The sequence below is a fragment of the Ruminococcus sp. AM43-6 genome (assembly GCF_003461785.1).
GTDB classification, from domain to species: domain Bacteria; phylum Bacillota; class Clostridia; order Oscillospirales; family Ruminococcaceae; genus Hominimerdicola; species Hominimerdicola aceti.
Window position 1 is genome coordinate 46,920 of sequence record NZ_QTXU01000007.1, and the last position, 14,724, is coordinate 61,643.

15 protein-coding genes are annotated in these 14,724 nt (G+C 44.6%); 13 read left to right on the top strand and 2 right to left on the bottom strand.

Features of this window, described 5'->3' with window-relative positions:
• Positions 1 to 8: 8 nt before the first annotated feature.
• From DW938_RS06060 to DW938_RS06085, 6 genes are all read left to right on the top strand, one after another.
• Complete coding sequence (locus tag DW938_RS06060) at positions 9 to 2,045, top strand: VirD4-like conjugal transfer protein, CD1115 family (RefSeq protein ID WP_242992413.1); 2,037 nt, start codon at positions 9 to 11, stop codon at positions 2,043 to 2,045.
• A 332-nt stretch (positions 2,046 to 2,377) separates the two neighbouring features.
• Entirely contained in the window at positions 2,378 to 2,593 is a 216-nt protein-coding gene (locus DW938_RS15120) for a Maff2 family mobile element protein (protein WP_041326773.1), read from the top strand.
• A gap of 117 nt (positions 2,594 to 2,710) precedes the next feature.
• Positions 2,711 to 3,280, top strand: a complete 570-nt coding sequence (locus DW938_RS06070) for a hypothetical protein (protein ID WP_015558935.1) — start codon at positions 2,711 to 2,713, stop codon at positions 3,278 to 3,280.
• On the top strand, positions 3,281 to 4,231 hold the full coding sequence (locus DW938_RS06075; protein WP_118124203.1) for a VirB6/TrbL-like conjugal transfer protein, CD1112 family: 951 nt from the start codon (positions 3,281 to 3,283) through the stop codon (positions 4,229 to 4,231).
• A gap of 23 nt (positions 4,232 to 4,254) precedes the next feature.
• Positions 4,255 to 4,632, top strand: a complete 378-nt coding sequence (locus tag DW938_RS06080) for a PrgI family protein (protein ID WP_118124233.1) — start codon at positions 4,255 to 4,257, stop codon at positions 4,630 to 4,632.
• A gap of 122 nt (positions 4,633 to 4,754) precedes the next feature.
• Positions 4,755 to 7,136: a VirB4-like conjugal transfer ATPase, CD1110 family gene (locus DW938_RS06085; protein WP_118124234.1), complete on the top strand. Its 2,382-nt coding sequence runs from the start codon at positions 4,755 to 4,757 to the stop codon at positions 7,134 to 7,136.
• Between the two features lie 35 nt (positions 7,137 to 7,171).
• Here DW938_RS06085 and DW938_RS06090 read toward each other — a convergent pair whose 3' ends face one another.
• Together DW938_RS06090 and DW938_RS06095 are read right to left on the bottom strand one after the other, a co-directional pair.
• Entirely contained in the window at positions 7,172 to 7,579 is a 408-nt protein-coding gene (locus DW938_RS06090; protein ID WP_015558939.1) for a PIN domain-containing protein, read from the bottom strand.
• Complete coding sequence (locus DW938_RS06095) at positions 7,563 to 7,796, bottom strand: type II toxin-antitoxin system prevent-host-death family antitoxin (RefSeq protein WP_015558940.1); 234 nt, start codon at positions 7,794 to 7,796, stop codon at positions 7,563 to 7,565. The genes DW938_RS06090 and DW938_RS06095 overlap by 17 nt, the downstream gene beginning before the upstream one ends.
• A gap of 87 nt (positions 7,797 to 7,883) precedes the next feature.
• On the opposite strand from DW938_RS06095, the gene DW938_RS06100 reads away from it, so the two are divergent.
• From DW938_RS06100 to DW938_RS06130, 7 genes are all read left to right on the top strand, one after another.
• Positions 7,884 to 10,667: a hypothetical protein gene (locus tag DW938_RS06100; protein WP_118124204.1), complete on the top strand. Its 2,784-nt coding sequence runs from the start codon at positions 7,884 to 7,886 to the stop codon at positions 10,665 to 10,667.
• Between the two features lie 12 nt (positions 10,668 to 10,679).
• Positions 10,680 to 11,000, top strand: coding sequence for a hypothetical protein (locus DW938_RS06105; protein ID WP_118124205.1), 321 nt, complete (start codon positions 10,680 to 10,682; stop codon positions 10,998 to 11,000).
• Positions 10,981 to 11,793 carry a CD1107 family mobile element protein gene (locus DW938_RS06110; protein ID WP_118124206.1) on the top strand — a complete coding sequence of 271 codons (813 nt, stop codon included), beginning with the start codon at positions 10,981 to 10,983 and terminating at the stop codon, positions 11,791 to 11,793. Before DW938_RS06105 ends, DW938_RS06110 begins: the two co-directional genes overlap by 20 nt.
• Before the next feature lie 18 nt (positions 11,794 to 11,811).
• Positions 11,812 to 12,084 carry a hypothetical protein gene (locus DW938_RS06115; RefSeq protein ID WP_118124207.1) on the top strand — a complete coding sequence of 91 codons (273 nt, stop codon included), beginning with the start codon at positions 11,812 to 11,814 and terminating at the stop codon, positions 12,082 to 12,084.
• Between the two features lie 84 nt (positions 12,085 to 12,168).
• A complete protein-coding gene (locus tag DW938_RS06120; RefSeq protein WP_118124208.1) occupies positions 12,169 to 13,263 on the top strand; it encodes a DNA cytosine methyltransferase in 1,095 nt (364 codons plus the stop codon).
• Positions 13,256 to 14,278 carry a phosphoadenosine phosphosulfate reductase family protein gene (locus DW938_RS06125; RefSeq protein WP_118124209.1) on the top strand — a complete coding sequence of 341 codons (1,023 nt, stop codon included), beginning with the start codon at positions 13,256 to 13,258 and terminating at the stop codon, positions 14,276 to 14,278. Before DW938_RS06120 ends, DW938_RS06125 begins: the two co-directional genes overlap by 8 nt.
• Entirely contained in the window at positions 14,271 to 14,690 is a 420-nt protein-coding gene (locus DW938_RS06130; RefSeq protein WP_242992410.1) for a fibronectin type III domain-containing protein, read from the top strand. Before DW938_RS06125 ends, DW938_RS06130 begins: the two co-directional genes overlap by 8 nt.
• Positions 14,691 to 14,724: the final 34 nt, after the last annotated feature.

Here is a 14,724-nt window from a genome sequence, read left to right on the forward strand (position 1 = left end):
TCAAAAAGCTGATCATCAAAACTATTCCCTATGTCGCTTTCTCTTATGTGGGTAACCTAATCGGCTTTGCGTACCGAACCGCTGATGGCAGCGGCTTTCAGGAAAAGCTCCTGCCTTTCATGAGTAATCTCGGTGTGGCATTTGCAAGAATCTTTCCAAGTTTACACCCGTTTGATCTTCTTATCGGCTTGGGTTTGGCGGGAGTAATGAGGCTCGTCCTCTACGTCAAGTCGAAAAACAGGAAGAAGTTCCGCCAGGGTGAGGAGTACGGCTCTGCCGTATGGGGCGGTGAAAAGGATATTGAGCCGTATATGGACTTATCCTGCCCCGAAAACAATGTGATACTCACAAAGACGGAATCTCTGACCATGGGCAAGCCCTCTGCACCGAAATTTGCCCGTAACAAGAACATTCTTGTGATCGGTGGCTCAGGTTCAGGTAAGACACGCTTCTTCGTAAAGCCGAACCTGATGCAGATGCACTCCTCCTATGTAGTGACCGACCCGAAAGGCACGGTACTTGTGGAGTGCGGAAAGATGCTTGAAAGGGGCCGCCCGAAACGTGTGGACGGAAAAATAGTATATCAGAAAACACCTGACAGCAAGTACAAAAAGGACGATAAGGGAAAATATATCCCTGTCTATGAACCGTACAAGATCAAAGTATTCAATACCATTGATTTTGCGAAGTCGATGCATTATAACCCGTTCGCATATATCAGCAAGAAGAACCGTGAGAAGGACATTCTGAAATTCGTGGAAGTACTTATCAAGAACACTTCTTCTCAGCAGCCGTCCGGCGATGATTTTTGGGTGAAAGCGGAGAAACTGCTTTATACTGCGTATATTGCCCTGATCTTTGCTATGTACCCCGAAGATGAATGGAACTTTGAAACCTTGATCGACATGATCAACAATTCGGAGTGCCGTGAGGACGATGAGGAGTTCAAAAACAGCATTGACCTTGAATTTGAGATCGTGGAGTGCTGGCTAAACCATACAAAGCACGATGATCCCGATGTCATGGCTGATTACGGTGATGTCTTTGAAGCTGAACCCGATGCCGAACAACGGCGAATGGGTGCATTTGCACTCAAACAATACAAGGCATACAAGTTGGCGGCAGGAAAAACAGCTAAGTCTATCCTAATTAGCTGTAGCACCCGACTTGCACCTTTTGCAATAGATGAGGTCTTGGAGATCACCTCCTATGATGAGCTGCACCTTGACAAGCTCGGTGACGAGCTGAGTGCACTTTTTATCATCATCTCCGATACTGATGCCACATTCAACTTCCTTGTGGCTATCATGTATTCCCAGCTTTTCAACCTACTCTGCACCAAAGCAGATAATTCCCCAGGTGGAAAGCTGACCTATCATGTACGCTGTTTGTTAGACGAGTTCGCCAATATTGGCGAAATACCGCAGTTTGAGAAGCTCATTGCGACTATCCGAAGCCGTGAAATATCGGCAAGTATCATCTTGCAAGCTAAGAGCCAGCTAAAGGCTATCTACAAAGACAATGCAGACACGATCGAAGGCAACTGTGATACGATGCTGTTTTTGGGCGGTAAGGAGAAGTCCACGCTGAAAGAGATATCCGAAAGTCTCGGTAAAGAAACTATCGACAGTTTCAACACCTCTACCAACCGTGGACAATCGGAGAGCTACGGAATGAACTATCAGAAGCTCGGAAAAGAGCTGAAATCTCAGGACGAACTGGCGGTCATGGACGGCGGTAAATGTATCCTGCAAGTGCGAGGAGTGCGTCCGTTCTTCTCGGACAAGTTTGATATTACCCGTCATAAGCAGTACCCTATGCTGTTAGATGACAATCCTGAGCAGGAATTTAACATCGAAAACTATGTGAGTAACCGAAGAGAGATGCGTTTGAAACTGCCCAAAGGAGAACGTTTTTCGGCTTATGGTGTGGATATGACAAACGCCGGACAGGAAGTTACAACAGTATCAGCAAAAGAAAAAGATAAAGCTGGTACTGCAATATCTGAGGAAACCGAAGAAAAAGAGATATATGTCGGCTTTTAACTCAGACAGTGAAGAAACCGAATAAAGGCAATACCGCACGATCTTTGTGTGGTATTGCCTAAAAAAGAATCGGTTGAAGCTGCGGACAATTATTACTTTATTTTTTTGAGGGAGACTTTTTACCTATGAACGAACTGAATATTTCTGCGGTCGATGCAACCGCAATGGAGACAGCAGCCACTGCCTCTGCACCGAAGCACAAGTGGCTCTCTAAGCTCACCCGTGGTGCAAAGAAGGCAACGATGTTCTGCACTGTTGCAGGCATCATGGCATCTACCTGTGTAACTCAGGCATTTGCAGCAGGCACGGGTGCTGTTGATACTTCTTCTTTCATTTCTACTGCTTGTACCGTACTCAAGAGCGTTATCTGCCTGATCGGTGCAGGTGTCGGTGTCTGGGGCGTTGTAAACCTCCTTGAAGGTTACGGAAACGATAACCCCGGTGCGAAATCCCAGGGCATGAAGCAGCTCATGTCAGGCCTTGGTCTGATACTCCTTGCAATCGTCCTCGTTCCTGTTCTTGAAACAATGATGACGGGTGCGATTTAAGTGACGTTGTGACCTAATATAAGCAGATTAGCTACATAGCGGTGGGCTTTGCGTTGCAATAATGGGTTTTGGGTAAGTGATCTGCACTCTCAGATATGAAAGGGAGTGAAAACATAAATGACAATAAATATCGGATATTTAACTGCCAATAAAACAAGTGCAGGAGATGAAGTGTACACTCCATTCTATGCGGTAGAGCCGTTAATGGAATTTTTGCCAAAAGACAAGAAAATATGGTGTCCGTTCGATGAAGAATGGAGTGCGTTTTATCAGTATCTTACGGAACAGGGGTTTGATGTGGAACGAAGCAGCTTGAAAGATGGCAAGGATTATTTTCACTTTGAGCCTGACAAATGGGATATTCTCGTAAGCAATCCTCCATTTTCTAAGAAAGATGAAGTCCTGAAACGAGCTTTTACTTTTCAGAAGCCTTTTGCTCTTCTCTTGCCCGTGAACAGTATTCAGGGTAAGGCACGGTACATGATATTCAATAATGAGATTCAGATGCTCTGCTTTGATAGTCGGGTCGATTATCATACACGGCAGAATATGCTCTTTACAACAAAGGGAAATCATTTCGGCTCTGCGTATTTTTGCAGAAACCTTCTTCCCACAAAGCTGGAATTACGTCAGCTTGTGAAATATGACAGACCATTGATGAATTCCTCGGAGAGGGGTGATGAATAGATGGGAGTGATCAGCGATGCGATCGATGCTTTGGAGGATTGGTGCTGTGACTTATTCAAGGACGGCATAAAATCTCAGTTTGACGGAATTTCCGAACTTCTGACTGATACATTTGCTCAGACAACAGGTTCGGGTGCAAAGGGAAACCTTGTATCAAACTTTCTTACAAAGCACCCTGCTCAGTTTACGGGTACTGCCGGAAGTGCGCCGACAGGCTACGGAATTTGGGCAACTATCGAAACGCTCTGTAACAATGTTGTAGTCCCTATTGGAGGTTTCATTCTGACAGTCATCCTCTTGAATGAGCTTTGTCAAATGGTCATTCGGGGAAATAATTTCAAAGACTTTGACGATTCGATCTTTATAAAATGGATCATCAAAGCCTTATGCGGTGTAATACTTGTAGCCAACACATATTACATCGCTTCCGCACTATTTTCGTTTGGCACAAATGTATGCTCCAATGGACTTTCTACGCTGTTCGTCAGCGGTGACTACCTATCTAAAAGTCTTGCGTTAAAGAAATCAGCTCTCAACAGCTTAGGCTTGGGTGAGTTGATGACAGTGTGGTTCATATCCCTTATTGTTCATCTGGGAGTGATGATACTTATTGTTGCGATCGTAATTACTCTTGCAAGTCGTATCATCGAGATGTTTATGTATCTCAGCATTGCACCTATCCCTATGGCAACAATGATGGACAGCGGTGAATGGGCAAGTATCGGTAAAAACTGGGTAAAGCAGCTTTTGGCTCTTTCTTTCCAGGGGTTCTTTATCGTAGTCGCACTCGGTATTTTCAAAACGCTTTTCAGCAATATGATCACCTCGCTCAATTCAAGTTCGGACGGTGTGATAATGCAAATGGCAATGCTTATGGGATACACGGCAGCACTTATCTTTACCATTCTGCGTACAGGAGCAATCAGCAAAAGTGTGTTTAACGCACATTGACCTTGAACAAGATTGGAGGCCCTATGGCACATTATGTACAAATCCCGAAAGACCTGAACGACATCAAAGAGAAGTTTATTATGGGATTTACCAAAAGACAGGTGATATGCTTTGGTATCGGTCTTGTTCTCGGAGCACCTGTTTTCTTTCTGACGAAAACAGCTATCGGAATGTCCGGGGCGATCTTCGCTATGGGTGCAGTCGCTGCTCCTGCGATACTCTGCGGACTCTATAAGAAAAATGGAGTTTTCTTGGAGAAACAGGCAAAATATATGCGTGAATACTTTACAAGACCTCGAAAGCGGTATTACCGCACAACAAACATATTTGAGTGCTTTGAAAGGCATATCGAATACACAAGAATCAAGAAAAAGCTGAGAAATGCCGAAAGAAAAGGTTGATACGGCTGACTATAGAGTAAACTTTCGGTGTCTACGCTTTTGAATATAAACGGAGGTTACCAATGGGCTTTAGAAAGAGAAATGCCAATAAAAGTGATAACCGCAGCAAGTCTAAGGTTGTCATGGGCAAGCCTGCCTCTCAGCTTACAAAAGAGGACAAAAAAATACTTTCCGCACGAATGGCGGAAATCAAGAGTGCTAATGGCGGTAAGACTACGGTGCAGAACACCATTCCCTATATGTGTATGTATAAGGACGGTATTTGCCAGGTATCGGAGAACTTCTTCTCTATGACGGTACAGTTTTATGATGCCAATTACTCTATTTCGGAGTTTGAGGAACAGAATAATATCTTCTCAAAGTATTGTGATGTTATCAATCTATTTGACAATACGATCAAATTCCAGCTTACCTTTGAAAATCAAAACAGATCAAAGGAAAAGCTCTTAAAAACGGTGCAGATACCTGAACAGAAAGATGATTTCAATGCAATCCGCAAGGAGTACAGCGAAATGCTTACCGATAAGCTGATGAAAGGCTCTAACGGTCAGTCGGCAAGAAAGTTCCTGACGTTTGGTATCGAATCCACATCATACAAGGCAGCAAGGGCAAAACTCTTGTCGATCAAAAATGACGTGATCAAGGGCTTTAAGGCTTTTGGCGTGGAAGCGAAACTTCTTGACGGCAGACAACGCCTTGAAGCTCTCTACTATGCCTTGAACCCTTACAGAAATTCTCCATTCATCTTTGATTGGGACAGTATGCTTCATGCAGGAATGGACACAAAGGATTCTATCAGTCCGTCCTCGCTGAAATTCAATAAGGCTGGCTTTGAGATCGGTAATGCTTACGGTGCTGTATGGGGCATGAATATCCTTGCAGGAGAATTGTCAGACGAAATATTAAAGGACTTTCTTGAAATGCAGAACCTTTTCTGCGTGAATATCCATGTTGATCCGCTGGATCAGATAGCTGCCCTGAAATTCGTTAAAAAGAAGCTCACCAATGTGGAGCAGATGAAGATTGACGAACAGAAAAAGGCATCGCAGTCCGGCTATGATCCCGACATTCTTCCGCCTGCGATCAAGATGTATATCGAGGACATTGAAAAGCTCCTCGCTGACCTCAACAGCAAGAATGAGCGTCTTTTTCATATCAGTATTTCATTGAGAGCCTATGCAAAAAGTAAAAAAGAACTGAAACTTCTTTCTGAGATGCTAAAGCGTGTTTGCCAGAAGAATAACTGCACGATGTTTCCATATGATTATCGACAGGAACAGACTCTCGTTTCTACACTTCCGCTGTGCTATAACAAAATTCCCGTCCGCCGTGAGATGCACACAAGCGGTATCGCTATCTTCGTGCCGTTTACCACAAAAGAGCTATTTCAGGACGGACAGGCTACCTATTACGGTATCAATACGCTGTCAGGAAATATGATCCGTGCCAACAGGTCAAGGCTCAAAAATCCGAATGGACTTATCCTCGGTACGCCGGGTGCAGGCAAGAGTTTCAGCGTCAAGCGTGAAATACTCGACTGTTTTCTGACAACAGTCGATGACATCATCATCTGTGACCCCGAAGGCGAGTATTATCCGCTTGTTTCGGCTCTGCACGGACAGCTTATCCGTATTGCTTCAAACAGCGAACAACACCTGAATCCTATGGATATTACGATTGATGATTTCCTTTTCAGCAATTCTATGGAAGTGATCGCCAATAAGTCCGACTTCCTGATCTCGCTTTGCGAGATCGTTGTCGGAGGTCGCTACGGTCTTTCCGCTGAGGAACGCTCTGTTATCGACAAATGTGTTCAGAGCATCTACAAGCATTTTATCGAGAATGAGCCGACACCTGAAAAGATGCCGCTTCTCTCCGATTTGCAGCAGGAGCTTAATAAGGAAGGCGAAGTCGCTCTTCGTGTAGCAAATTCTCTTGAAATGTTCGTAAACGGCAGCCAGAACCTCTTTAATCACCGCACCAACATTGATATGAGTAATCGTATCATCTGCTTTGATATTAAGGAACTTGGCAATCAGCTCAAAAAAGTCGGTATGCTGATCGTACAGGATACCGTGTGGAACAGAGTTTCCGCAAACCGTGAGAAAAAGAAGATCACTCGCTACTACATTGACGAGTTCCATCTCCTTCTGAAAGAGGAACAGACAGCGAAATATTCCGCTGAGATCTGGAAGCGTTTTCGTAAATGGGGCGGCGTGCCGACAGGCATCACGCAAAATGTCAAGGATTTGCTTTCTTCTCAGGAGGTCGAGAACATCTTTGATAACTCGGATTTTGTCTATATGCTGAATCAGGCAGCCGGAGACAGGGACATTCTCGCTGAAAAACTTCATATTTCAAAGGAGCAGATGAAGTTTGTAACAAACAGCGGTCCGGGTGAGGGGCTTATCCGCTATGATAAGGTGCTTCTGCCGTTTACTGACCGTTTCCCGACAGATACGGAGATGTATAAACTCATGACCACGAAACCAACCGGAGAATAATAAAAGCTGCCGACAACAGCCGACAGCTTTCAGGTTCAAATTCTCTCAAGTAATTCTGAGGGCTTCAAAGCAGGCACTTTGCTGTCCTTAAAATCACGAATGTTTCTTGTGACGATATAATCCGCTTTGATCCTACTTGCCTGACACATCTGTAAGGCATCTTCATAATCAGAAGAAAACATCTCAGCGGCGGCTTTTAGATCGGTTGATTTGAGGTCAACAACTTTAAATATCATCGTGATCTGCTGAATGAGCTGTTCTGTTTTCTGTGGAGTAAGCTCCTTGCGGAGAATATACACAATGTTCGGAACAGACAATGCGGAAATGTAGCCCTCGATTTGATCTACTTCACAATACTTCCAAACTTTTGATGAGGCTTCGACAAACTCAGGACGGTTGCAAAGCACATCAAGAATGACATTGGTATCAACCAAAATTTTCATGTGCTTCTATCCTTTCTGCACGAACTGCTTTATCATCATAATCATTTTTAAGAACGCCAGTAAGTGAATCAGTCAGGAAGGAAACGCTTGATTCGTGGGAAACAAGTCTTGCAACTTCTTTTCCGTTCTTGAGAATGATGATCTCGTCACCCTGCTGAACAGCTTGCAGATAATGGCCAAAGTTATTCTGAATATCGGTAGCGGTTGCAGTGATCATAATAACACCTCCAAACATTTTCGCTAATATTAGTATATCCCATTTTAGCTAAAATGTCAAGGGCAAATTTTAGGGAAAGGGGGAACTATGAGCTTACATAGAAAAGAGAATAACCTCCGCAGAGCACAGGCACGTTTCGACAGAGTCAGCAGACGGTCGAAGCAGTTTCAGATAGATTTCCGCCGTGAAGCTAACAGCAGAGGCCGCTTTCATACCCGTGCATATATTGTCCGTAGTGAGAAAACGCATCACGGCGGTCGGGGTATCGTCCATAAGTTTGCAAATGCGAAATACCGCATTCAGGGCGATAAACCGTCAGTTACACGGATGATCAAATCATGGCAGCCTAAGACATTCAAAGGAAAGCTATTTAAGGTAAATACCCGTGCTGTGAATTTTGCAGTTCATGATGTAGCTCAGACGGCGGTCGATACAGCTTTCGCAGCGGAAACTGGCGGCATCAAAACCGCCGATATTGCCCAGCGTGAAGTCCGCAACAAGCTCAAGCAGAAATACACCCGTGAAGCGGTGGACGATTATCACCGTGGTGTGTTTCTCATGGGCCGCACGGCGATCGATGCTGTCAAGGGTACGCATGATCACCTGAAAACAAAGAAGCAGTACAAGCTCGAAAAGGCGAAGTTGCAGCTAAAGAAAGCTGATAACAAGCTCTATAAGGCGAAAACGCAGAAGCCGAAAATGGCTGCGACAAAAGCCGATTTGAAGAAAGCCAAGGCGGAATATAAAGCCCGAATTGTAAAAGACAAGGGCAATAAGTTCCGCAAGGCGATGAACAAACGCCGGTTGCAGGCATATAAGCAGACAAAGCGTGATCTGAAATTTGAGCGTAAACAGCTGAAAACAGAACAGCAATTCCGTGTTAAGGAATTGCATAATCAGGAAAAGATCAGCAGAAACTCTCACCCAGGCTTGCTTGCATTAAAGCCAGTTTCATATTCGGTAAAGCGAATGAGGGCTTCTGCGTGGCAGAAAGCTGTCAATGAAGATCAAGACAATGACGTACTTCATGCGATAGACTCGGCAAAACGCAGAATAGCGGAACCTATCAAAGATAAGGTAAGTAAGCCTCAGCGGTTACAGCGAGAAGAAAAAAAGCGTGATCGCCTGTCCGATGAAAAGTCAAAATCAAATAAAAAACTCAATCGGCAGGAAAACAAGCTGAATGAAAAGCACGATAAATACAAGCAGAGAAAGAAGCGTAAACCCCAAAATAAGAAAACGAAAAAAACGGTGGCTGAGAGATTCAAATCGGCTTTCAAATTCGTGAAAAATGTCTATGAAAAAGAAGTCAAAAAGTTCTTTGCAGCAATAGCTGTTCCGATACTTATTATCTTTCTTGTGTTTGCTTTTATCATCATGATTTTCAGCTCCATAGTTTCAGGCGGTGGATTTACCCTCGGTACTTATGCGTCGCAGGACTATGACCTTTCCGAAGCTGAAAAGTATTACACGGAGCTTGTTTATAACCTCAATCAGAAAATACTTAAAGTCAGCGATACTTCTGACTGGAAAAAAGGTCTTGTGGATTTCGGTGCAAAGAAAAAAGAATTGAAAGATGATCCCGATAACTGGTATTGGGGCAAGTCCCCTGTCTATGATTGGGATCCTGTATATGATTTCGACTGCTATAAGCTGTGGTCATTCCTTTGTGCATACTATTATGACTTTGATGCCGCCGACAACGGTGACATCAAGTATTGGAAGTTCAAAAGCGATACAAAGGATCTGCTTGAGGACATTTTCAATGCGGAGTATGAGTTCGTATATTGGTATGACAATAAATCCCGTTGGGAAGAACTTGACAACTATGTTTATTTCGGCGGGGGAAGCAGCAATGATGGCAGTTACTACTATTGCGAGAAATCAGCAAGTAAAAGCAGCGGATCTTGGACTTACAAATTCAAGCCGACTTCTTATACCTCAGAACTTGGTCAGTATCTTGATGGTGACGGCTATTGCTATCTGAACCGCAGTTATCGTGTCTTGAATCCAAACGATGATTATGCACTCACGGGCTATTATGTACTTGATAACCGTTATTTTGCAGACAATGCCCACACCAAAGAGCCTTTCTATTGGGTGGACAGTGACGGAAAATTCTTTTTCAAAAATCATGACGGAAATACTCAGTACCGTTCGTTCTACGGTTGGGAGAACGATGATGCTTGGTTCATGATTACGGAAACCGATGCGAGAGCGTGGACAGGCGACAGCAATTGTTCAGCTCTGTATGGTTATGTGCAGAAACAGTATTGGAAAACAGAATGTAATCTTTATTACAACGTAAAGCAGAAAAAGACTTTTGATGAGGTCATAGAGGACAAGCTAAAATCAATGTCCCACAAGACAGAACGCTGGCAGTATTACAATCTGCTTGTCGGCAACGAGGACGGAAACACACTCTATGGCAATCATCAGACCTTGCATAATCTTCTGCCCGAGCCGTCTATCCGTGACTATTCCCTCAAAAGAGAGTTCGGATATGAAATGACGGGGTGGAACGAAAAAAGCGATGGTCTGTATCAGGGTATCAAGGTGTATGCTAACAGCGGTACAAAGCTCAAAATGCCTTTCAGCGGAAAAATAACTGATGTTGATACTGCTGACAACAAGATCACGATCCGCAAGGACGATGTACAGTATTGGTACGACGGAAACGGCGGCACTAAGCGTGATACGGAAGTCACCATTGCAAATGCGGTGCTTATAAATGACTATGAGAAAGGCGACAGTATCAAGGAAGGCAAAGAATTTGCCAAAACAACAGCCGGGAATGTTAATTTCCACATTTATATAGACACCGACGGCTACGGCTGGGACTATATTGATCCTCGGCTCGTGCTGTATTAACGGAGGTACATAATGGCTTTATACGATGTAAAAATAGAGAAATTCAGCAAAAAGGCAGAGCAGCTTGAAAGAAATATCAAGAGAGATACAGAGGAACGCAGACGGCTTCTCTCCGAAATTACAAGGCTGCGTTATCTCTCACTCTGCGAAAAGCTGAACTGTGATGGAGAGGAATTAGAAACCGTGCTTGCCAGAGAACATGAGCAGATTCAGAATATGAAAGCTCGTGGTCTGACCGATGATGAGATAGACGATCTCGGCAAAAGCGGCAAATACGAAGAACAAATGAGATTTTACTCTGAGGAGGACGATGATGAAAACAAGAATGATTAGTGCTGTGATGGCTGCTTTCATGCTTGCAACAGCAAGTATTGGCGGTATTACCGCTTCTGCCGAAGTAGGAACAGCAGAGACTACGGAAACAACCGCTTCTGAACCTGCGGACGAAAGCTCTGTTGATATGGAGAAGTTCCGTGAGGTCATGAGTGAGCTTGCCGAGGCAGATACAACCGATGTTGTTACCGACTATGACGGCGATCCCTATTACGATACTGACGGCAACGCCACCCTTATCAAGTCGGAGCAGATCATCTACAATACCGAGGAAATGCAGTTCATCGCTGTGACCACAAAAGACGGTCATGTGTTCTATGTGCTTATCAATTACACCGCAGACAATGGCGAGGACAATGTGTATTTTCTGAACAAAGTTGACGATTATGACCTGTATGCTTTGCTTTATGCCGGAACTGAGGATGAGGATGATGCCAAGAAGATCACTCCCGAGCAGGCAGCTCAAGAAGCAGAAAAGGCGAACGGCAGAGTGCAGTCCGGCGGCAGTGATAATACTGACGATGCTGAAGATCCCGCTGAGAACGGCGAGAAATCGTCTGAGTCAGCAGCTCATACAAAGAATGTTCCTATGAATAAAAACAGTATGATCCTTGTTTTTGGTGTGATTGTTCTGATCGGTGTTGGTGCCGCAGGCTTCTTCCTAATGAAGAAAAAGAAAGGCGGCAATAAGACTGCGGATCAGTTTGAGCCTGAGTATGACGATGATACAGAGATCACCGAAGAATCTGAGGACGATATGAAATTCTACGATAATCAGGACGATGAAAAATAAGAAAGAGAGGGCAAAAGAATGAGAAAGATGAAGAAGATCGCTGTATGTGCGGCAGCGGTGGCAGGGGCAGCCGGAATTGCAGGCGTTTCAGCAAGGGCAGTTGAGGGCGTGAGAAAGAAGTGGTTTCTTCGTGGATTTGAAGCAGGACAGTTTATCGGCGATTTGACCGCTGCGGAGAACTTCGCCCATGAAAAGAATGTTATCCAGAAGAAGTATGACAAGCTCTGCGAAGAGTTTGAGGAGCTTCAGGAGAACTATAACGATCTTTTTGATGACTACTACGAAGTATGATCAACTTTGAACCCAGTGGATTCAAAGTTCCCGACAACAGAACAGACAACATAAGACAATGAGAAAAGAGAGAGAATTTGTCTAATGAAGGTACTCAGCTTATTTGACGGCATTTCCTGCGGTATGCTTGCTCTGCAAAGGGCTGGCATTCCCGTGGAGTGCTATGATGCATTTGAGATCGACAAGTATGCCGTCACGGTCTCAAAGCGTAATTTTCCCGTAATCGTTCATCACGGGAATGTATATGACGGCGATTTCACGCAGTTCAAAGGATATGACCTGCTGCTCGGCGGTTCGCCCTGCACCTATTGGTCTATCGCCAAAAAGGACAGAGAGATCGACTGCGACGGAGAAGGGTTCAGGCTCTTTCAGGAATATGTGAGAGCCTTAGAGGAGTCGGGCTGTCAGTATTTCCTCTACGAAAACAACTATTCCGTACATCAGAACATCAAGGACGAGATCACAAGGGTTCTCGGTGTAGAACCGATCATGATAAACTCTGCACTTGTATCGGCACAAAACAGAAAACGCTGTTATTGGACGAATATTCCTTTTACTTCTTTTCCGAAAGATAAGGGCATTTTATTGAAAGATGTGCTTGAAAGCGGTGTCACTTGGCAGGACAAGTCCTACTGTATGACAGCACGTTACCCAGGGGCTGTTTTGTTCAACACGCTTGAACGCAAGCAGCGAACTATGGTCGCTGAACCTGTCCCGATCAATACATACTGCAACGGCGAAACAATGCCTATGGGAGCCGCCCAGCGTGGAAGATATGTTGACGGCGAAAAGACCGAACAGCATATCGAAATTCGTGAGGACGGTAAATCTAACTGCCTGACTACGGTGCAGAAAGATTCTCTTGTATGTTCTCCTGTTCGTATCGGACAGTATGGCAAGGGCGGACAGGGACAACGTATTTACTCCGTTGTCGGTAAATCTGTCACACTTTCCGCAAACGGCGGCGGTCAGGGGGCTAAGACAGGTCTATATAAGATCGACCTGCCTGACGGTGATTATATTATCCGTAAGCTTACACCCATTGAAGCGGAGCGTTTGCAGACACTTCCCGATAACTACACGGCAGGCATTTCCAATACCCAGCGATACAAGTGTATCGGCAACGGGTGGACGGTCGATGTGATCGCACACATCTTGGGAGGGCTTCACGATGTTTGATGAAGTCCTGAACAAGTGTGCAGAAAACAACAACTACACCATTTATACCAGTATGTGCAAAGCACAACGCATACTGATGCGGTCTTATGATCCTGTATGCAGTATCAGCGGCGGTTCTGACAGCGATATTGTCCTTGACCTGATTCACAAGGTCGATGAGGACGGCAAGGTCAAGTATTTTTGGATAGATACGGGACTGGAATACTCCGCTACAAAGGAACATCTAGACTATCTTGAACAGAAATACGGCATTACCATTGAGCGTGTCAAACCCGATAAGCCTATCCCGACCTGTGTGAAGCAGTATGGTATTCCTTTCCTGTCGAAATATGTTTCCGAACAGATGATGCGTTTGCAGGCTCACAGATTTCAGTGGGAAGACGAATCACTTGAAGTGTTGTTGCAGAGATATCCTCGGTGTAAGACGGCTCTGCAATGGTGGTGCGGAGAGCGATACTCTGATGAAGACGGTGTTCAGAAAATCAGCAGATTCTCGATTTACCGCAACCGTTTTCTGAAAGAGTTTATCATGCAGAATCCGCCGGATTTCTCCATATCCAACAAGTGCTGTGAATATGCGAAAAAGAAGCCCGCAAAGCGTATCGTCAAGGAACATGATGCAGACTTGGATATAACAGGTATCCGACAAGCTGAAGGCGGTATCCGTTCGGCGGCTTATAAGACTTGTTTTTCTGAGAGCAAGTCTAAGGGGTGCAACACATTCCGTCCGGTATTTTGGTACACGGACGGTGATAAAAAGGACTATGAGCAGTTATTCGATGTTCAGCACTCCCGATGCTACACGGAATACGGTCTGCGGAGAACAGGCTGTGTAGGCTGTCCGTTCAGCAAGCACATCAATGAAGAACTTGCAATCATCGAGGAACATGAGCCGAATTTATACAAGGCTGCCGTCAACATTTTCGGCAAGTCCTATGAATATACAGCGAAATACCGTGCTTTCGTGAAAGAAATGAAGGTAAAGGAAAAGGAGCAGAAAAAGAAAGATGTTTGATCCTGACATACAGAGGAAAGCGATTAGCCTTATCATGGGCTTTATTATGGAGTTTTCGGGAGTACCTTCCGAACCTGAACTGATTGAGCTGACAACAGATAACCTGAATGTATCGACGATTTCTGTTTCCTGCTTGAAAGTATCATGGGATTCTGAGCCTGACCGTGATTATTCTGTGAGCTGCACGGCTCATGATGATAACTATGCTTTCAGCGATAATATGTACTTTGTGTTCAAAGGCAATGACCTCTGCTACATAACAGGTCTGCGTGAGAATACAGAGTACACAGTGACAGTCGAACCTATTCTTTCTGCGGAAGAAACAGACGGATATTCCGTAACACCTTCAACCGCTGACGGCAAGACCGAAACGGTTGAGGTCATATATGACTTTCCGTATGAGGACGGCTAGACAAACTGCTTTGCAGGCGAAAGAGCTTCGGGGC

Coding starts and splice junctions, on each gene's coding strand:
- DW938_RS06100 (WP_118124204.1), top strand. CDS start 7,884: ATGAGCTTACATAGAAAAGAGAATAACCTCCGCAGAGCACAGGCACGT.
- DW938_RS06070 (WP_015558935.1), top strand. CDS start 2,711: ATGACAATAAATATCGGATATTTAACTGCCAATAAAACAAGTGCAGGA.
- DW938_RS06075 (WP_118124203.1), top strand. CDS start 3,281: ATGGGAGTGATCAGCGATGCGATCGATGCTTTGGAGGATTGGTGCTGT.
- DW938_RS06080 (WP_118124233.1), top strand. CDS start 4,255: ATGGCACATTATGTACAAATCCCGAAAGACCTGAACGACATCAAAGAG.
- DW938_RS06090 (WP_015558939.1), bottom strand. CDS start 7,579: ATGAAAATTTTGGTTGATACCAATGTCATTCTTGATGTGCTTTGCAAC.
- DW938_RS06085 (WP_118124234.1), top strand. CDS start 4,755: ATGGGCAAGCCTGCCTCTCAGCTTACAAAAGAGGACAAAAAAATACTT.
- DW938_RS06120 (WP_118124208.1), top strand. CDS start 12,169: ATGAAGGTACTCAGCTTATTTGACGGCATTTCCTGCGGTATGCTTGCT.
- DW938_RS06095 (WP_015558940.1), bottom strand. CDS start 7,796: ATGATCACTGCAACCGCTACCGATATTCAGAATAACTTTGGCCATTAT.
- DW938_RS06105 (WP_118124205.1), top strand. CDS start 10,680: ATGGCTTTATACGATGTAAAAATAGAGAAATTCAGCAAAAAGGCAGAG.
- DW938_RS06110 (WP_118124206.1), top strand. CDS start 10,981: ATGAAAACAAGAATGATTAGTGCTGTGATGGCTGCTTTCATGCTTGCA.
- DW938_RS06115 (WP_118124207.1), top strand. CDS start 11,812: ATGAGAAAGATGAAGAAGATCGCTGTATGTGCGGCAGCGGTGGCAGGG.
- DW938_RS06130 (WP_242992410.1), top strand. CDS start 14,271: ATGTTTGATCCTGACATACAGAGGAAAGCGATTAGCCTTATCATGGGC.
- DW938_RS06125 (WP_118124209.1), top strand. CDS start 13,256: ATGTTTGATGAAGTCCTGAACAAGTGTGCAGAAAACAACAACTACACC.